The 19,696-nt window shown below is 42.6% G+C and carries 19 protein-coding genes; 8 read left to right on the plus strand and 11 right to left on the minus strand.

From position 1 onward, the window contains the following. Position 1: 1 nt before the first annotated feature. The 7 genes from murD to mraZ form a co-directional block, all read right to left on the minus strand. Positions 2-1,336, minus strand: coding sequence for a UDP-N-acetylmuramoyl-L-alanine--D-glutamate ligase (murD, locus tag VM932_RS08105; RefSeq protein ID WP_326278300.1), 1,335 nt, complete (start codon positions 1,334-1,336; stop codon positions 2-4). After that, positions 1,337-2,557 carry a phospho-N-acetylmuramoyl-pentapeptide-transferase gene (mraY, locus tag VM932_RS08110; protein WP_326278301.1) on the minus strand — a complete coding sequence of 407 codons (1,221 nt, stop codon included), beginning with the start codon at positions 2,555-2,557 and terminating at the stop codon, positions 1,337-1,339. It lies immediately after the preceding gene. A gap of 8 nt (positions 2,558-2,565) precedes the next feature. Beyond that, on the minus strand, positions 2,566-4,029 hold the full coding sequence (locus VM932_RS08115) for a UDP-N-acetylmuramoyl-L-alanyl-D-glutamate--2,6-diaminopimelate ligase (RefSeq protein ID WP_326278302.1): 1,464 nt from the start codon (positions 4,027-4,029) through the stop codon (positions 2,566-2,568). Continuing rightward, complete coding sequence (locus VM932_RS08120) at positions 4,026-6,035, minus strand: penicillin-binding protein (RefSeq protein WP_326278303.1); 2,010 nt, start codon at positions 6,033-6,035, stop codon at positions 4,026-4,028. The genes VM932_RS08115 and VM932_RS08120 overlap by 4 nt, the downstream gene beginning before the upstream one ends. Further along, on the minus strand, positions 6,035-6,352 hold the full coding sequence (locus VM932_RS08125) for an FtsL-like putative cell division protein (RefSeq protein ID WP_163625201.1): 318 nt from the start codon (positions 6,350-6,352) through the stop codon (positions 6,035-6,037). Before VM932_RS08125 ends, VM932_RS08120 begins: the two co-directional genes overlap by 1 nt. Before the next feature lie 66 nt (positions 6,353-6,418). After that, positions 6,419-7,321, minus strand: coding sequence for a 16S rRNA (cytosine(1402)-N(4))-methyltransferase RsmH (gene rsmH, locus VM932_RS08130; protein WP_326278304.1), 903 nt, complete (start codon positions 7,319-7,321; stop codon positions 6,419-6,421). Then, complete coding sequence (gene mraZ, locus VM932_RS08135; protein WP_326278305.1) at positions 7,314-7,769, minus strand: division/cell wall cluster transcriptional repressor MraZ; 456 nt, start codon at positions 7,767-7,769, stop codon at positions 7,314-7,316. The genes rsmH and mraZ overlap by 8 nt, the downstream gene beginning before the upstream one ends. A gap of 264 nt (positions 7,770-8,033) precedes the next feature. On the opposite strand from mraZ, the gene VM932_RS08140 reads away from it, so the two are divergent. The 3 genes from VM932_RS08140 to VM932_RS08150 all read left to right on the plus strand — a co-directional run bounded on the left by VM932_RS08140 (position 8,034) and on the right by VM932_RS08150 (position 10,249). Further along, on the plus strand, positions 8,034-8,798 hold the full coding sequence (locus VM932_RS08140) for an alpha/beta fold hydrolase (protein WP_293167730.1): 765 nt from the start codon (positions 8,034-8,036) through the stop codon (positions 8,796-8,798). 2 nt (positions 8,799-8,800) lie between these two features. Next, a complete protein-coding gene (gene yihA, locus VM932_RS08145) occupies positions 8,801-9,415 on the plus strand; it encodes a ribosome biogenesis GTP-binding protein YihA/YsxC (RefSeq protein ID WP_326278306.1) in 615 nt (204 codons plus the stop codon). Between the two features lie 105 nt (positions 9,416-9,520). Beyond that, positions 9,521-10,249: a pirin family protein gene (locus tag VM932_RS08150; protein WP_326278308.1), complete on the plus strand. Its 729-nt coding sequence runs from the start codon at positions 9,521-9,523 to the stop codon at positions 10,247-10,249. Between the two features lie 731 nt (positions 10,250-10,980). Here the strand turns inward: VM932_RS08150 and gldC are convergent. Beyond that, positions 10,981-11,316, minus strand: a complete 336-nt coding sequence (gene gldC / locus VM932_RS08155) for a gliding motility protein GldC (RefSeq protein ID WP_014033322.1) — start codon at positions 11,314-11,316, stop codon at positions 10,981-10,983. Continuing rightward, entirely contained in the window at positions 11,317-12,306 is a 990-nt protein-coding gene (gene gldB, locus VM932_RS08160) for a gliding motility lipoprotein GldB (RefSeq protein WP_326278309.1), read from the minus strand. 66 nt (positions 12,307-12,372) lie between these two features. On the opposite strand from gldB, the gene nadE reads away from it, so the two are divergent. Together nadE and VM932_RS08170 are read left to right on the plus strand one after the other, a co-directional pair. Then, entirely contained in the window at positions 12,373-13,161 is a 789-nt protein-coding gene (gene nadE / locus VM932_RS08165; protein ID WP_326278311.1) for an NAD(+) synthase, read from the plus strand. Between the two features lie 158 nt (positions 13,162-13,319). Then, entirely contained in the window at positions 13,320-13,949 is a 630-nt protein-coding gene (locus VM932_RS08170) for a response regulator transcription factor (RefSeq protein WP_326278313.1), read from the plus strand. 67 nt (positions 13,950-14,016) lie between these two features. Here VM932_RS08170 and dnaG read toward each other — a convergent pair whose 3' ends face one another. After that, entirely contained in the window at positions 14,017-15,990 is a 1,974-nt protein-coding gene (dnaG, locus tag VM932_RS08175) for a DNA primase (protein ID WP_326278314.1), read from the minus strand. A gap of 266 nt (positions 15,991-16,256) precedes the next feature. Here dnaG and VM932_RS08180 point away from each other — a divergent pair, with 266 nt between their 5' ends. Beyond that, the gene (locus VM932_RS08180) at positions 16,257-18,032 is read left to right on the plus strand and encodes a Xaa-Pro dipeptidyl-peptidase (protein ID WP_326278378.1); all 1,776 of its coding nucleotides are present in this window, start codon (positions 16,257-16,259) and stop codon (positions 18,030-18,032) included. Between the two features lie 308 nt (positions 18,033-18,340). Next, on the plus strand, positions 18,341-18,649 hold the full coding sequence (locus tag VM932_RS08185) for a phosphoribosylpyrophosphate synthetase (RefSeq protein WP_326278316.1): 309 nt from the start codon (positions 18,341-18,343) through the stop codon (positions 18,647-18,649). Here the strand turns inward: VM932_RS08185 and VM932_RS08190 are convergent, their stop codons facing one another. After that, entirely contained in the window at positions 18,650-19,279 is a 630-nt protein-coding gene (locus tag VM932_RS08190) for a 2OG-Fe(II) oxygenase (protein WP_326278317.1), read from the minus strand. Positions 19,280-19,386: 107 nt separating this feature from the next. On the opposite strand from VM932_RS08190, the gene VM932_RS08195 reads away from it, so the two are divergent. After that, positions 19,387-19,629, plus strand: a complete 243-nt coding sequence (locus VM932_RS08195; protein WP_326278319.1) for a zinc-ribbon domain-containing protein — start codon at positions 19,387-19,389, stop codon at positions 19,627-19,629. The last annotated feature ends 67 nt before the right edge of the window (positions 19,630-19,696 follow it).

Consider the following 19,696-nt stretch of genomic DNA (forward strand, 5'->3'; position numbering starts at 1 on the left):
TCTACAAATTTTTTATCGCGTTTTTAAATTGATCTCCCCGATCTTCATAATTTTTGAAAAGGTCGAAACTGGCACAGGCGGGCGACAACAAAACGGCGTCTCCCCGCTCGGCGATCTTATAGGCCACTTTTACAGCCTCCTCCATGGAATAGGTCTCGACCATAAGGTCGATAACGTTTCCGAAAGCATCCTTTAACTTGGAACTATCCGCTCCCAAGCAAACAATGGCCTTTACCTTTTCCCTTACCAATGGCATCAACTCGGAATAATCGTTTCCTTTATCCACGCCCCCTGCAATCCAAACAATGGGCTTTTTAATGCCATCCAAAGCATAAAAAGTGGCATTCACGTTGGTCGCCTTGGAGTCGTTGATGTATTCCACATGGTTGATCTTCAATACATTTTCCAATCTATGGGGTACCCCCTGAAAAGATTGGATACTCTGGCGAATTGTCTCTTTTCTGACCTTGACCAGCATGGCCGCCATACTAGCTGCCATTGTGTTCTTTACGTTGTGCTGCCCTTTTAAGGCCAAAATATCTTCACTCATTTCCAAGGTTTTATGTTCTAATTTTATTTTTATCGTTTTGTTTTCCAGCCAAGCTCCTTCTTCCAGTTTTCCTTTAACAGAAAAAGGAATCAATTTGGATTGAACAGGATGTTTCTTCAACCAATCCCCAATTACTTCATCATCGGCATCATAAATCAGGTAATCGTTCTTGTCCTGATTCATGGCTATTCTGAATTTGGATGCGATATAATTTTCAAACTTGTAATCATATCTATCCAAATGATCTGGTGTTATGTTGGTGATCACAGCGATATGTGGTTTAAAATCCACAATACCGTCCAACTGAAAGCTGCTTATTTCCAACACATAATGCTCAAAATCTTGCTCAGCCACCATTTTGGCATAGCTATCACCAATGTTTCCCGCCATGCCCGTATGCAATTCACCATCCTTTAAAAGATGGTAGGTAAGCATGGTGGTCGTTGTTTTTCCGTTGCTTCCGGTAATTCCGATCAGGGTGGCATCTGTATATCTTGATGCAAACTCTATTTCAGAAATCACCGGAACACCTCTTTCCACAAGTTTTTTCACCAATGGAACCGTATCCGGAATCCCGGGACTCTTCATCACCAGATCAGCATTCAGGATTTTAGCTTCGGTATGCTCACCGGACTCCCATTCAATCTCAAAATGTTCAAGAACTTTTTTGTATTTCTCTTTTATGTCGCCCTTGTCCGAAACAAAGACTTCAAATCCTTTTTGTTGCCCCAAAATGGCGGTTCCAACACCACTTTCTCCTCCTCCGAGTATCACCAATCGCCCCATCTATCGAATCTTTAGAGTGACAATACTGATGATTGCCAGCATAATTCCAATAATCCAAAAACGGGTCACTATTTTGCTCTCGTGATACAATTTTTTCTGATAGTGATGATGTAGGGGCGCCATTAAAAATATCCGTTTTCCTTCGCCATATTTCTTCTTTGTGTGCTTGAAATAGCCCACCTGCAACATCACGGACAGCGATTCCGCAAAGAAGATCCCGCATAAAATGGGAATCAACAATTCTTTCCTAACGATAATGGCAATAACTGCAATAACACCGCCAATGGTCAAGCTACCGGTATCTCCCATAAACACTTGGGCCGGATAGGTGTTGTACCATAAAAAACCGACCAGGGCACCCGCAAAGGCAGCTATAAAAACAACCAGCTCGCCTACACGCGGCAAATAGAAAATGTCCAAATAGTCCGAGAATTGTATATTGCCCGACACCCAGGCAAAGATCCCCAGAGTCAATACAATTATGGCCGATGACCCCGCCGCAAGGCCATCAATGCCATCCGTAAGGTTGGCCCCGTTGGAAACTGCGGTCACGATCAAAATTACCACAGGGATAAAGATGAGCCATGCATAATCTTCGGCCCCCTCACCAATCCAAGAGATAAAATCCGCGTAATCCAGTTCGTTATTCTTAAAAAAGGGAACATTGGTACGTACCGCTTTGGTTTCATCACCAAAAACCCTTTCTACTTTAAAATTTTCGGTTATGGTGGTCGAATCTTTTTCCTTAATGGTAACCGCTGGGTGAAAATACAGTGTCAATCCAACGATCAAACCCAATCCAACTTGCCCCATTACTTTAAATCCTCCCTTTAACCCTTGCTTATCTTTTTTAAAGGTTTTGATGTAGTCGTCTACAAATCCGATAATGCCCATCCAAATTGTCGTTACGATCAACAGGATGACATATATATTTTTGACATCAGCGAACAAAATCACGGGTAATAAGGTGGATATTATAATGATAAACCCTCCCATGGTAGGTGTTCCCGCTTTTTGCTTCTGTCCTTCCAAGCCAAGGTCGCGGATGCTTTCCCCAATCTGCTTTTTCTGAAGGAACAAGATGATTCGTTTTCCGTAGACCATGGCAATCAATAGCGAGAGCAATACGGACAAGGCAGCCCTGAACGTAAGGAACTGAAAAAGTCCCGCGCCCGGCAGTTGGTATTGTTTCTCTAAAAATTCGAACAAGTAGTATAACATGGACTACACTATTTTTTTAGGCTCTCCAGAGCTTCTTTTACTTCTTTGAAATCATCAAAATCGACCCGGACCCCGTTGGTTTCCTGATAGGTCTCGTGGCCTTTTCCCGCCACTAGGATTATATCGTTGGCCAACGCCAGTTTACATGCCGTTTTTATGGCCTGCTTCCTATTTTCAATGGATAGCACCTTTCTTGTGTTCTGGGGTTCCACTCCAGCTTCCATTTCTTCAATTATGGCAGTAGGTGATTCCGTCCTTGGATTGTCGGACGTGAAAATGACCTGATTGCTCATTTCTGAAGCGATATGACCCATAACCGGACGCTTAGACTTGTCACGGTCACCACCACACCCCACTACGGTGATGACGTTTTCATTTCCAGTCCTCAATGCATTGATTGTAATCAGTACATTTTTTAGTGCGTCCGGAGTATGGGCATAATCAACAATAGCCGTTATCTTATCTTTTGATATATAATATTGGAACCTGCCATCCACGTTGTCCAGTTCGCTCATCAGCCTGAGGGTCTCCATCTTTTCGAGTCCCAAAATGTCGGCCGTGGCATATATGGCGAGTAAGTTGTACGCATTAAAGTCCCCAATGAGTTTGGACCACAATTCGTTATCGTCCACCTTTAAAAGTTGACCGTTGAACTGCTTTTCCAAAATCTTACCCCTGTAATTGGCAAAGGATTTTAAGGCATAAGTGTATTTTTTGGCTTTGGTGTTCTGTAGCATCACCAAACCGTTTTTATCATCGATATTGACCAAGGCAAACGCGGTTTTTGGCAAACCATCGAACAATTTTTTCTTGGTGTCCCTGTAGTCCGCAAACGTTTTGTGGTAATCCAAATGGTCGTGGGACAGATTGGTAAAGATGGCTCCTTCAAAACAAAGCCCTTCTGCCCTTTTTTGATGAATTCCATGGGAACTCACCTCCATAAAACAGAACTCCACACCTGCTGCATTCATCTTGGACAAATAATCGTTGATGGTGATCACATCAGGGGTCGTATGGGTGGTCTTGTACTCGTTATCGTCCACCATTACCTTTATGGTGGAAATCAATCCCACCTTAAAACCTGCCTTTTTGAACAGATGGTACAAAAGCGTGGTAACGGTGGTCTTTCCATTGGTGCCCGTAACCCCGACCAGTTTTAAATTCTTGGATGGATTATCATAAAAATTGGAAGCAATAACAGCCAGAGCACTCTTGCAATTGGCCACCTGCAAATAGGTGACCCCATTGACCATTAACTCGGGAAGTTCTTCGCACACTATGGCTCTTGCCCCTGAATCTACGGCCTTTTGAATGTATTTGTGCCCATCGGTAAGGGTACCACGAACGGCAACAAACACATCGTCCATCTCCACTTTTCTGGAATCGAAATGAACATTGTTCACCATTACATTGGTATCTCCGCTCACCGCGGAAAGACTTACACCATATAATATGTCCTTCAATAACTTCATGAAAGTTGCAATACAATTTTCTTGACCTGCTTTATGTTGGTCCCTTGGTTTACCGACTGATTCTTTACTTTTCCATTGCCGTGCACCTCCACTTCAATTCCCAGGTTTTCCAACAGGGAAACGGCATCCATACCGCTCATGCCCTTTACGTTGGGCACGGTATTGTATTTTTTTTGGACTTGGGCATAGTATTGTTGGTACTGTTGCTCCAAGTCTTTATCTTCAATAACATTGATGTCCACCTCATCTACCATAGGTGAAATGGCATGTATTTTCTGCGCCATGGATTTGAATACCGGACCGGAAACATCGGCTCCATAATATCCTTCTTCCTTATCGGGTTCGTGAATTACCACAATGCACGAATATTTTGGATTGTCCGCTGGAAAGTATCCTGCAAATGATGAGATATAGGCCAATTTATCCGGGTTCTTTTCCACATAGTTTTTTTGTGTGGTACCCGTTTTTCCCGCCATTGAAAAGTTTTTGGAGTACAGTTTATGCCCTGTGCCATAATCCTTTTCCACTACATCCTTTAATAATTGTTGGGCCTTTTCTACCGTTTCTTTGGAACAGATGGAAGAGTTCAACACCTCCTTGTCAAATCGCTTCAAAACCTTGTTGCCTTCACGTACTTCTTGAATCAACCGAGGTTTTACATACTCGCCGTCGTTGGCAATGGCATTGTAGAAGGCCAAGGTCTGAATCGGGGTCAACGACACTTCGTACCCGTGCGACATCCATCCCAACGAAATTCCAGACCAACCTTTATCGCCGGGGTAACGGATTACCGGATCGCCCTCACCAATGATCGGCAAGTCCAATTTTTTATGGAGTCCCATGTTCATCAAGCGGTTGACGAATTTCTCGGGCTGTTGCTTATAATTCTCATTGATGATCTTCGCAAAAGCTGTATTGGAGGAAACCGCAAAAGCCTTAGCTACGCTTATCTTTCCGTATCCGCCCCATTTTGAATCCTTTACGACTCCATCATAAATCCGATACCTACCTTTTTCCGTATCAATGACGGTACTGGTGTCGATTACCTTATCTTCCAAGGCGGCCACTAAGGACATCAATTTAAAAGTGGAACCCGGTTCATGGGATTCACCCACGGCATAGTTCAACTTTTCGTAATACTTTCCTTCAGATGTTCTTCCCAGATTGGAAATGGCCTTGATCTCACCGGTTTTGGTCTCCATCACCACCACACAGCCATGATCGGCCTTATATTTTTCCAATTGCCCCAACAATTCGTGATGGGCTATATCTTGAATATTGATATCGATGGTCGAAACCACGTCCAACCCATCTTGAGGCTCAACAATATTGTCCAACCCAACAGGCTTCCATTGTCCCTTCGCTATTTTTTGCTTTAATCGCTTTCCTTCCTTACCGCGCAAATAGGATTCGCCAAATGCCCCGTCCAAACCTACACGGGTATAGTATCCGTTTTCATCCACGCGCTCGTACCCAATGCTCCTTGCCGCCATTTTACCCAAAGGGTACTCTCGAACCACACGATGGGTCTCAATAAATCCGCCCTTGTATGGCCCAAGGTTGAACAGGGGAAACTGTTTGATGCGCACATAGTCCAGATACCCCACATTACGGGCCACCAACTTGTAGCGATTTCCGTTCGCCCTCGCCTTTCGGAACAATTGCCGGTAATAGGAAGAAGGCCTATCGAACATTTTACCCAAAGAATCAGACAAGGCGGCCACATTGTTCTGAAAGTTTTCTTGCGAAACGGTTTGGGCATCAAACCGGATTTCATATTTAGGTACGGATGCGGCCAACAAACTACCATCTTCGGAATAAAGATTGCCACGATTGGGCTCTATGGTGAACATCTTCTCGGTTTGGCTCAAGGCCAACTCCTTGTATTTTTCGCCTTCCACCATCTGAATATCCACCAACTTCACCACCACGGCAATGGCCAACACAAGAAGGCCTCCCGCTACGAGGTATAATCTGTTCATGATATTTTTTTCGGTAATGGCCACTATTCCGCTGATTTAACTTTAATTTTTTGGGGAGGGTTTTCCGACGGCACCAGTCCTTTTTCGGCCACCACCTCCCGCAAGGTCGATTCCAATTTTAGTTGCTGCACACTGGAACGGGCTTCAAAAAACTCACTTTTAAGTTTTCGCACTTCCTCGTTCAACTCCGCAATCTCCAATACTTTTCTATCGGCATTATGGCTGCTGGAGATCATCAAAGCCGCCAAGAAAGAGGCAAACAACAAAAACATCCAATTTTTGGGAGCGTCACCGCTTACCAAAAACCTTCCTTTTAATATGTCCAGCAATCCCTTTCTCATTTTGTGTTCCTTTTGCCGTCCCATGAATACGGGAATCTATCCACATCCCATCTTTCGACCGGCCCTTTATATTTTTTCCGCAATGCGGAGCTTTGCACTTCTCGCCCTATTGTTATTGGCTATTTCTTCTGTTGATGGCGTAATCAACTTCCCAACTTTTTTTAATGGAACATTTATGTTTCCATAAAAATCCTTCTCCGGTTCGCCGTCGAACCTACCTGCACGGATAAAGCGCTTTGCCAATCTATCCTCCAAGGAATGGTAGCTGATCAAACTCAACCTCCCCCCTTTGTTCAACATCTCCGGCACTTGTTCCAAAAATTCTTTGAGCACGGCCATTTCCTGGTTTACCTCTATCCTGATTGCCTGATATATCTGAGCCAAAATTTTGTTCTCTTTCATTTTTGGCAAAAACCTGCTCAGAACCTTTTTCAGATCATCCGTTGTTTTGATGGGCTCATCAGACCGTGCCGAAACAATGGTCTTGGCCATGGCATTTGCATTTCGCAACTCGCCATACTGAAAAAGTACCGACGCTAAATCTTCTTGGGAATAGGTGTTCACCACCTGAAAGGCCGTCAATTGATTGTTTCTGTCCATTCGCATATCCAAATCCGCATTGAACCGAATGGAGAAACCGCGGTCAGCCTCATCGAACTGATGTGAAGAAACCCCGAAATCCGCCAAGATTCCATCAACTTTCCGAATGCCATAGAACTTTAAATACTGTTTGAGGTAGCGAAAGTTTTGGTTGATCAATTGGAACCTGTCATCATCCAATACATTTTGCAGGGCATCCTCATCTTGATCAAACGCGAACAACTTTCCACTATCACCCAATCTTTTCAAAATTTCCTTGGAGTGTCCTCCGCCACCAAAGGTGACATCCACATACACCCCATTTTCCTTTATGTCCAATCCGTCCACCGACTCCTTCAGCAACACTGGATTGTGGTACACACTACTCATCGTCGTCAAAAATCTCCTCGGCCAGATCGGCATAATCCTTCTCGCCTTCCGCCAAGACCTTCTCGTACTTATCCTTGTTCCAAATCTCGATTTTATCAAAAACCGCGTTCAGAACCACCTCTTTCTCAATTCCAGCGAACTCCACCAAATTTTTTGGAATCTGCAATCTTCCGGAATCCCCATCAATGCCCACTTCTTTCATACCGGCCACAAAGTTTCTCACGAAAGCATCGTACTTTCGGTTGATTTTGCTTTTCTTCATGACTTTCTGCATGAGGACATCGAACTCCTGCTTGGGGTACAATTCCAAACATTGCTGAAAAACCGACCGCTTGATAACAAACCCTTCCTTTAAAACAGGCAACAGCTGATTTTTCAAAGAAATGGGCAACAACACCCTTCCTTTGGAATCAGCTTTGCAATCATGTTGTCCTATGATATGGGTCACTAGAAATCAATTGGTTACTTAATACAACTCAAATATATAGATTTTATTTCCACATTTCTCCACATAACACCACTTTTGTTAATAAATTATCCACTTTTCGATGAAAAACTCCTGATTCGTCCCTAAATCAAACTTGAGATCTACAAACTCATTCAAGAATAGAATTGATCGGATTAAAAAACTTATCGCAGTTCTGATTAAAACCTAAAATCTTTGTGATATGAAATTCCTATATTTGCGCCTCTTACTACCAACTAACTATAGATGGAAGAGCATTTAATCGAGGATGGCAAGTACCGATATATAGAAAAGGGAGAAGGGACTCCCATGATCATATTGCACGGTCTGATGGGGGGGTTGAGCAACTTCCAGGGTGTATCCGAATATTTCCCCTCTAAAGGATATCAGGTGCTTATTCCCGAGCTGCCCATTTACGACATGCCGCTCCTAAAAACCACGGTAAAGAACTTTGCGACATTTTTGGAAGGGTTTATCGAACATAAAGGATTGAAGGATGTTATTCTGCTGGGAAATTCCCTTGGTGGACACATTGGGCTATTGCACACCAAGATGTTCCCGGAAATGGTCAAAGCATTGGTTATTACAGGTAGTTCCGGACTTTATGAGAGTGCCATGGGTGATGGATACCCCAAACGCGGTGACTATGAGTTCATAAAAAAGAAGGCTGAGGACGTATTTTACGACCCCAAAGTGGCCACTAAAGAAATTGTGGACGAGGTTTTTGCCACGGTAAACGATAGGATGAAACTGGTAAAGACACTGGCCATTGCCAAAAGTGCCATCCGGCACAATATGTCCAAAGATCTTCCCCACATGAAGACGCCAACTTGTATTATTTGGGGAGAAAATGATACAGTGACGCCACCAAACGTAGCCAAGGAATTCCATGAATTATTACCGGATTCAGACCTTTATTGGATAGAAAAATGCGGTCATGCCCCTATGATGGAGCACCCCAACGATTTTAACCATATCCTGGAAGCTTGGCTGAAAAAGCGTAACTTCTAGGCATGAAAATCACCTCTGCAGAATTTGTAATGAGCAACTCCAATGTTGCCAAATGCCCCAACGAACCTTTACCGGAATACGCCTTTATCGGCAGGTCAAATGTAGGGAAGTCTTCGTTGATCAATATGTTGGTGGAACGCAAAGCGTTGGCCAAAACATCGGGTCGGCCAGGTAAAACACAGCTCATCAACCATTTTAAGATCAACAACAATTGGTTTTTGGTAGATTTGCCCGGTTACGGCTACGCCAAGGTTTCCAAAAAAGACAAAAGAACATTTCAGAAGTACATCACGGAGTACTTTCAAAAAAGAAAGCAACTTGTCTGTGGTTTTGTTTTGGTTGATATCCGGCACGAACCTCAACCTGTAGACCTGGAATTTATGGAATGGCTGGGCACCAACCAGATTCCATTTGCCATTATTTTCACCAAAGCGGACAAACTAAAACCTGCCGTTATTGAAAAACAGGCCAATGCCTACCTTCAAAAATTATTGGAAGGTGCTTGGGAAGAAGTTCCTCCACATTTCACCACTTCCTCCACAAACCGGATGGGCAGGGAAGAACTTTTGGATTTTATTGACGGCATCAACCAAGAGTTTTTCCAGAGCAACAAATAGTTTATATGTTTTATTCCCGGGATCTATAGAGCGGTAAGATAATGCTGTGTTTTACGACTGACCCTATATCTGAAAACAGCTATTTTTAAATAAAAGATTGATACTATGAAATCTGTATTGCACAAAGCAACAACTCGCGGCCATGCTGATCACGGCTGGCTGAACTCCCATCATACTTTTAGTTTTGCAGGCTACAACGACCCTGAGCGTATGCATTTTGGCGTTTTACGTGTCCTTAATGATGATCAGGTAGCACCAGGCAGGGGTTTTGGAACGCATCCGCACGATAATATGGAAATTATCTCCATTCCTTTGGAAGGAGACCTTGAACACAAGGACAGCATGGGCAATACCACCACCATAAAAGAAGGGGATGTTCAGGTGATGAGTGCTGGAACGGGGATTCACCATAGCGAATACAATAAGAACAATGACAAGGAAGTAAAATTCCTGCAGATATGGGTTTTTCCGAACAAAAGAAACGTGGAACCCCGGTATGACCAGATTTCGATAAGGGATATTGAAAAGAAAAATGCCTTTTACCAAGTGCTTTCCCCCAACCCTGATGATGAAGGTGTATGGGTTCATCAGGATGCTTGGTTCCACTTGGGAAAATTTGAATCAGGCGCTACGGACACCTACCAAATAAACAAGGAAGGAAACGGGGTATATGCCTTTGTATTGGAAGGCGAAGTTGAGATCAATGGGCAAAAATTACAGAAAAGGGATGGATTTGGTCTTTGGGAAACAGATTCCTTTGACTTTAAATCAAATACCAACAGTAGGGTATTGCTCATGGAAGTTCCGATGAGCCTAGACAAAGTTGGTCGTTAAAACTTTGACCCAAGATAAATTGCCGAGGCTGTCCAAAAAACAATAAATTTTCAGCTTTGTCAGATCAAGTGCAGTCGAGACCTCATTTTTACACATTGAGCCCAATAACTTCTCGACTGCGCTCGAAGTGACAGTGCATCATAATTGATTTCGGACAATCAGTAAAAAATATCCATCAAAATAAATTTTTATGGGAATATTGGTGTTTTAGGATTGCTAAACACCTACTTACCATGAAGACCACAATGAATAACCATACCCCTGGGGGCTTGTTAAAAACCATGTCCATTTTACATCTGGGAATTGCAGCCGCCCCTGTGGTACTTGGCGCCTTTTTTTTGTTGAAACTGAGGACGCAAAGTTAAGTTTTTCCAACTCCAACGACATATTTTTTACCAAAGTACCCGTTGTTGCATTAGCCAGTATTTTTTTGGGAGACCTTATCTTTAAGAAAATCCTAAAGCCTTGCCCGAAAACGCAACATTAAAGGATAAGTTGGCGAAATTCCAATCCGCTTCCATTATAAAATATGGACCAATGGATGGCGGTGCCTTTTTTTGTATCGTTGTTTTTGCCAACAACCAAAACCCCACCTATTTAATTATAGGCGTATTTCCACTATGTTGTTTGTTCCTTCAACGGCCCACAAAACAAAAGATTGAAAGTGCGTCGAACCTTAAAGGGGCGGATAAGGCAAAGTTTGACCGTACAAACGACCCTTTGGATCCGGTCTATTTTTTCAATTCCAGCTTTTCCGCAAAATAATCACAGAAATCCTTCATGGTGGCCGTCATTTTTTCATCTTGGGTGGCCTTGAAAAAGGTATCGGCCATGGTCACCAAGGTTTGATGGAAAAACACCTTCATTTCGTCCACTGGCATATCTTTGGTCCAAAGGTCGATTTTTAAGGATTCCTGATTTTTGCTATCCCACACGGACAGCATCATGGCCTTGGCCTCTTCCTCATTAATCCCACCATCTTGTGCCGACCATTTCAATTCCTCGGGCACTCGGTTCTCATCCAATCCAACTGTCAAGGTTATCTCCGAAGTATGTTCTACTGCCATTTATCTTTTTGGTTTGTAATTCGATTCTTTTAAAATTTCATCCGCTGGCAAATTCAACATTTGCTTTACGTCCGTGTCCGTCTTTTCCATAAAGGCCCTTACGATTTGCCACCCCATATATCGTCCCAAGCGTGGGGGCGATTCATTGTCCAGCTCCAACCCAAACTTGGTGAAGGGGGCCGGGTCCAAGAATTTTCTATCCAATTCCGTATCGGTACTATACAGCAGTTCGCGCTCCACAAAATATTTCCACATTTGTTCTTCATTGGCTTTTGCCCATTCCATTTCCTTTTCGGAATATCCAATTTTTTGGGCATCGGTGGCCAAGGGTATCAATTTATCTTTTAGGTAAAGCTCTTTACCATAATATACCATACGGGAAAGCAGGGTCCGGTTTCTTGGGTAAGCCAGTACTTTTTTGGAGAAAGCACTGGCCACATCGGAGGTTAAGAACTTTTTGTCCAAAGACGCTGCAATATACCTTTGGATCCCCTCATAAAAATGATGATCCTCCCCCAAATAGTTATCAAGACCGATCAACAAAAGGGAATCTGCCAAAATAACCCGGCTGTCATAGCTAACATCGGAAGTAAGTGTTACCACATGGGGTGTTTCGGTTTCCGGAAAATAATATTCAATATGCTTAAAAAGCGATTCCAAATCCTTGGATTCCTGTTCAAAATTGCCAAAAGTTTTGGCTACCTCATTTGAAAGTTCCACTTGAAGGGTATCCGTTAGTTTGGCCGCCCAAACGCTATCTGGGAACTGCTCTGGGAACAAATAAGGGTACTCGGCCTTTAATTTGGGAATATCGTTCGCAGTTGCCTTGGCAAATTCTTGATCAAACCTTGAAATCCGTAAATCAATGGCGACCTTGTCAATTTCTTCCTCTGTCTTGTCCGTTTCCCCACATGATGAAAAAAGTAAAACCATCACCAAAACAAAACTTCCAAATACTGGAATCGCAAAGTATTTTAACAACCTCTTCATTTTTAAGGGCACAGGGTTTAAATTTACAGGGCACAAAGGTAATTTATTGAATCTAAATAGTAAGATATGCAAACAGAAAAGGTTATAACCCATATTGTTGATTGGCTAAAGGAGTATGCCCAAAACGCAAAATGCAAAGGTTTTGTAATTGGAGTCTCTGGCGGAATTGATTCCGCAGTAACCTCAACACTCTGCGCCAAAACAGGATTGGACCTTTTATGTTTGGAAATGCCAATTCACCAAGGCAAAAACCAAGTAACCCGTGCAGACAGGCACATTGATTGGTTGATCAAAAAATTCCCGAATGTCTCCAGACAGCCCGTTAACCTAACGCCTGTATTCGATAGCTTAGTGGATGCATTCCCAAAAGTGGAGAAAGAAGAAGATCGTTTTATGTCCCTTGCCAATACAAGGGCCAGGTTGCGTATGACCACTCTCTACTATTTTGCGGCCCTCGAAGGGTATTTGGTTGCTGGCACTGGAAACAAAGTGGAGGATTTCGGTGTTGGCTTCTACACCAAATATGGTGATGGCGGTGTTGACCTTAGCCCAATTGCCGACTTGGTCAAAACAGAGGTTTACGAACTTGGAAGGGCGCTCGGAGTAAACCAGGATATTATGGAAGCCGCACCAACCGATGGGCTTTGGGGCGATAGCCGAACCGATGAGGACCAAATCGGGGCTTCTTACCCAGAATTGGAATGGGCCATGCAAATGGATGAGCAAGGTAAAACTGCCAATGATTTCTCAGGTAGGGAAAAAGAGGTGTTTACTATCTATAAAAAGTACAATACCGCCAACAAACACAAGATGGCCCCCATACCTATTTGTGAGATTCCCAGTGTGTTAAAATGACTGTTCACCCGTAAAAACCCAGTTGAAAACGAAAAAACCCCGAAAAAACTATGGTTTTAAGAAAAAAAGTAGAATTTTACGTTATTAAATTCTTATCTTGCTCGCTATGCATTGTAAGTATTTAGCCACTAACCATTTATTAAATTAAACCTAAAAAAATGATAAAAGTATTGATAGCTGACAACCATCCTATTGTTAGGCTTGGTATTAGACAGGTACTTGAATCAAGTTCAGATATTGAAGTTATTGCTGATGTTTCAACTACCAAAGAGCTTTTTAATACATTGAAAACCATAACCCCCGATGTAGTTATTTTAGAGATGGACATTCCAGAGATCAATGGAATTGCCACCCTTAGAAAAATGAAAGTGGACTATCCGGACATTAAAACTTTAATGTACAGCGGACAGTCAGAGGATGTTTACGCGCTCAGCACCATTCGTGCAGGTGCATTTGGTTACTTATCCAAAACCGCTGATTTGGAATACATTATTTCCGCGGTTAAAAAGGTCAGCGAAGGAAACATGTTTATTACAAACGAGCTTGCACAACGCCTTGCTTTTGACGAAGGCACCCAAAAACCCAGAAGATTCTTTAGAAAACTCTCTTCCAGAGAGGTCGAGGTACTCAAACTATTGGCCAGTGGAAAAAGGAACAAAGAAGTTGCCGAAGGATTAAACTTGAACGAAAAAACAGTAAGTACATACAAAGCCCGCTTGATGAAGAAGTTGAACGTGGATAATTTGGTGGACTTGCTACAACAGGCAAAAGCCTTGGAACTATATTAGGAATACCCAACCAAACCAACTATTGTGGAAACCCCCTTTCAATTTAAATTGAAGGGGGTTTTATATTTTAGGAAAGCACGCGGTTTAATTTGGCGTTGAGCAATTTGTTGAGTTGAAGATAATTCATTATCTCTTCCAAAACCTCCGTATTGTCGCCCTGGTTGTCCTGGGTTCTCTCCTTGAGTTTTTCGATTCGGTTTTTTATCAAATTGCAGCGTAGGGTAAGAATGGTCTCACCCACCAATTGGGCCACACCTATTTTTTTCTCTTTTGGGTATATATCCCTCCGCTCCCAATCATGCAACACATACTGTTCTTCTTCCATTAAAATGGACGACACCTGCGAAACGGTTTCTTGGTCCAGATCGGATAAAAATGTACTTATCGAAAAATCAGCATCTTCGTTAAGTTTTTCGATCAACTTATAATAAATGGTCTTGAATTGCTCATTGGTCAGTTCGATTTCATCATCCTGAAGATCCAAATATACCTTTTCATACACCTTCGCCTCCACAACCTCAGGTTCGAGCACCAATTCGCCTTCATCATTTTCTTTGAGCACTAGATCCTCAAATTCTTGTTTTTGGTCCCCGTATAACAAAAGAACTTCGATGATCTTGCGCTCCAACTCATATTGAACATCCACCCTTTCCACCACGGCATCGTTCTTGACAACTTCGAAGGCCTTTTGTTCTTTCCTTACTTTTTTAGAAGCTTCCGTATGATGTTTTTTATCAATCTGAGCCAAGGTATTGTAGAGTACATCTTCAGAAATCTGCATGATCTTTGCACATTCCTGAACATATATTTCTTGACGGATACGATCGGGAATCTTACTGATGCTATTTACGATATCCCTGACCGTATCAGCTCTTTTTATGGGGTCATTGGCTGCCTCTTTAGCCAATAAAGAAGTCTTGAACTGGATAAAGTCTTTGGAATTCCCTTGAAGATAAAGCACTATATCCTCGTAGGTATTGTTTTTGGCAAAACTATCCGGATCTTCACCTTCGGGAAAGGTACAGATCTTAACATTCATGCCCTGTTCCAAAATGAGGTCGATACCACGGAGCGATGCACGCAATCCTGCCGCATCCCCATCGAACAAAACCGTAATATTTTTGGTGAGCCTATTAATGAGTCGAATCTGCTCTGGGGTCAATGCCGTTCCACTGGATGACACGATATTTTCCACTCCCCGCTGGTACATCTGAATAACATCGGTATAACCTTCCACCAAAAAACAATTATCCTCCTTGGCAATGGCCTGCTTTGCAGAATAGATACCATAAAGCACCTTGCTCTTATGGTAAATCTCGCTTTCGGGCGAGTTTAAATATTTGGCCGCCTTTTTGTCGTTGGTCAATATTCGTCCACCAAATCCAAGCACCCGGCCACTCATGGAATGTATGGGAAACATAACCCTTCCCTTAAATCTATCGAACGTTCGATTTTCGCCACCAGCTTTTTCCTTAACAATGGTAAGACCGGTTTTCTCCAAAAACTCCAATTTATAACCTTTGCCCAATGCCTCTTTTGTAAAGGCTTCCCACTCGTCCAAACAATACCCCAGTCCAAATCGTTTTATGGTCTCATCGGTAAATCCACGTTCCTTAAAATAGGTGAGACCAATGGCTTTGCCAGGTTCACTGTTCCATAGTTTTTCCGTAAAATACTTTTGGGCGTACTCAGAGACCAAATACATGCTTTCCCGCTCATTGGCCTGCTCTTTTTGCTCATCTGTCTGCTCGGTTTCCTCTACTTCAATATTGTACTTTTTCGCCAAATATTTAATGGCCTCGGGGTAAGTAAAGTGCTCGTGCTCCATTAAAAAAGCCACCACATTGCCCCCTTTTCCGCTACTAAAATCCTTCCAGATTTGCTTTACGGGCGAAACCATGAAGCTAGGAGTGCGTTCATCGGTAAATGGGCTAAGCCCCTTAAAATTGGAACCGGATTTCTTCAATTGCACAAAATCACCGATCACCTCCTCCAAACGGGCGGTTTCATATACTTGGTCTATGGTGGTTTTTGAAATCAAGGTGTTCTATTAAAATAGCTGTTAAAGATAATAAACCACTACTGATTTAAAATCCATAGTTTTTGATAAAGTACAATTTCTTGCCACGCACTCCTTACCTATAATTGGACAATAAAGACAAAGTTTGGGTGAATCGGAAATTAAAATCCCTATTTAAGATTTATTATCTTAGAAGCACATTCCACAATTACAGGGAATATTTTTAAAACAAGGATTGTATGATGAAAAGAGTATCGCGTAAAATTTGGATACCGAGTGTATTTTTAATGGCCTCTATGCTGGTCGCCCAAGGTCAAATAGCAAAAAAGGCATCCCCTATTTTTGAAAACGGAGAGGCCCAAGTAGTAGAAGCTTTTTCAGATCCAAGTAGATGGATACGTCATGATCTTTGGGTAGAAACGACTTTTGATTCGGATGGTGACGGTAAACTAGATCGTATGCATGTGGATGTGACACGCCCGGAACAAACGGACTCCGAAAACCTGAAACTTCCTGTTATTTATGAATCCAGTCCGTACTATGCAGGTACCGCTGGCATGGACAAAGACATTTTTTGGGATGTGAAGCACGAACTCGGTAAATCTGGGGAGCCCCGTAAACACCCGAACGTAACGCGTATAGCAGAGCGCCCCATAATTTCGAACTCTCAAGTAAGGACGTGGGTACCAAGAGGCTATATTGTAGTCCACTCCTCTTCTCCGGGCACCGGGCTTTCCGATGGAGCGCCGACCGTGGGCGGCGACAACGAATCCCTGGCCCCCAAAGCAGTGATAGATTGGCTCAATGGAAGAGCAAAAGGCTATACCGAGCGGGATGGCGGTAAAGAAGTAAAGGCCTATTGGTCCACGGGAAAAGTGGGCATGACGGGAACCTCTTACAACGGAACCATCCCCCTAGCTGCGGCCACAACCGGGGTTGAAGGTCTGGAAGCCATTATCCCCATTGCGCCCAATACTTCGTATTATCATTATTACCGCTCCAATGGATTGGTACGTTCTCCCGGTGGTTATCTAGGTGAGGACATTGATGTGCTATACGATTTTATCCATAGTGGTGATGAGTCCAAAAGAGCAAGAAACAACAAAGTGATACGTGATACCGAAATGAAAAATGGACAGGACCGCATTACGGGAGACTACAACGAATTTTGGGCCAAACGGGACTATCTGAACGATATGGAACCGATGAAAGCGGCGCTTTTGATGTCACATGGATTCAACGATTGGAACGTAATGCCAGAGCATAGCTACCGAATCTATAAGAAAGCTAAAGAAATGGGGTTGCCCGTTCAGATTTATTACCACCAAAACGGGCACGGCGGACCACCTCCAATTTCCATGATGAACCGGTGGTTCACACGTTACCTGTATGGCATTGAAAATGGTGTGGAAAAGGAGCCCAAGGCATGGATCGTTCGCGAAAATGATAAAAAAGACGAGCCAACCCCATATAGGGATTATCCCAACCCAGAGGCTAAGGACATACAATTGTTCTTAACCAAGGGAGCCCCTGAAAAAGGACAGCTAACCACCAGTAAACCCAAAAAGCAAGGAACTGAAACCTTGGTTGACAATTACTCCTTTTCCGGTTCCAGTTTGGCACAAGCGGAAACCACGAAACATAGATTGCTGTATGTTACGGCACCTTTAACAGAGGATGTACATATTTCCGGAGTGCCTAAAATCAAGATTAAATTGGCCAGCAACAAACCCGCCGCCAATTTATCGGTTTGGTTGGTATCCTTGCCTTGGAACGATGGCTTCAACACCAAAATCACGGATAACATTATTACACGGGGATGGGCCGACCCACAAAACCATAGTTCATTAACGAAGAGTAAGCCTTTGGTTCCCGATACATTTTACGAAATGGAATTTGAATTGATGCCGGATGACCAAATCATTCCCAAAGGCCAACAAATTGGGTTGATGATTTTTTCAAGTGATAAAGAGTTCACGCTTTGGCCCGAACCGGGAACGGAGCTCACTGTGGATTTGGATGGTACTGAACTTACATTGCCTGTGGTGGGAGGTAAATTCTGATTCAAAATCGGGTATAATTGACCAAAATTATGTAGTTTATCATATATACTATGATTAGGATAGCATGACATTCATCCTGAAGACATAAAAATTTTGATAATTTATGTCACAATAGAACACCAGACCGAAAATATCGAGGTTTATGGAAAATGTTCTTCAAACAGAAAACCATTAAATGGTTATAGGAAATAGTGTTGAAGACTTTCCATCCACGAAGAATTTTGAGATTGTATTTATTGATAGCACATCCCTATCGGCAAATACAATATGACAAAAACAATTAAACGTTTAAAACATAATCCACACACATGAACAAACATAGTTTCGACACGCTTTCCGAGGCGGTAAATACATTGACCCAAGAAGGGTACAAAGAAGATTTTGAAGCAATGGAAAATTGTATTAAAGCATTATACTCCAAAAAGGAATACCAACCTGACGATTTGAAAATCATCGATTCTTACCGTTTTGAAGGCATTACGAACCCGGGCGATCAATCCACTGTATTTACCATTGAGGCCAACGACGGCACAAAAGGGACCATGGTAATGTCCTATAGTGCTTCGTCGGGGCAAAATGATGAACTTATCAAACAGATTCCGTACAAAACAGATTGATTATACTGATAGTTTTCCTACTGATGAAGGTTGATATAACAACCAGCCAGTTAGGCTAAACCTATTTTTATGGGCTTTTAATACAGCGTGGGGCACCACAGCACTTTTGAATAGCACGCAACGAGCAGCCAAGGGCTCTACCAAGAAACTTGTTCCGTCTTTTTCGAAAATTTCCAATTCGCCACCATCCCCAGGTTTCCAATCATCATTTAAATAAATGATCATGGAAATCATACGGTTGTTCCTATTCTCGAACTGATCTAAATGTTTATCATAATGGCCGCCCGATGGGTAATGGGCCAAATGGAATTCATATCCCGACAAACTGAGATAGCAATACCGGTTAAAGATATGCATGGTCTCATCCAATAGATTCCAATACGCTTGCAATTGGGCATCTCCTTCCCTGTCCAACCAGTACGTAAAATCTCCACGTATTCTGGTATCGATTTGATTATCGGAATGGGCGCCTATACCCGCTTCCTTGAAATTGGGGAGCTTACCAAGAAAAAAAGATTTAATCTCGGCATACAATTCGTCCTGCAAAAAATGGTCGATAATCACATAATCCTTACTGGAGATGTCATCCATCCAGGATAACCAATCCTCCAAGCTATGATAGGCGTTCAATGTTTCATAAATGTGGGCGAATGTAGAAAATATTTAAAAACGAAAATCATTTTTATTCATTCCTATTGGAAAGTTCTAACTTTGAATACGATTAACACAAGTTTTAAATGATACTCTTTTTCGGAACAAGGCCAGGCAAAAAGGAAACCAAAGCGCTTCCAAACGTTAACTGTCCCTATTGTCACCAAACCGGAACTTTAACAGTGGTGGCGCAGCCCAACTATGCACATTTGTTCTGGATTCCGCTCTTTACCATCAACAATGTGGCGTACGCGGAATGTTCGCATTGCAAAAAAGTGTACTACAAAGAGGAGTTTACCCCAGAAATGGAACGGGCCTTGTCTTCATAAAAAAGAGACTGTGACAAAATGTCGATTCCCGTTATTTCGGACAGCCTCTAGTTTTCAAGATTCAAAA

Origin of the sequence: Flagellimonas halotolerans (assembly GCF_035818535.1) — a bacterium.
Lineage (GTDB): Bacteria > Bacteroidota > Bacteroidia > Flavobacteriales > Flavobacteriaceae > Flagellimonas > Flagellimonas halotolerans.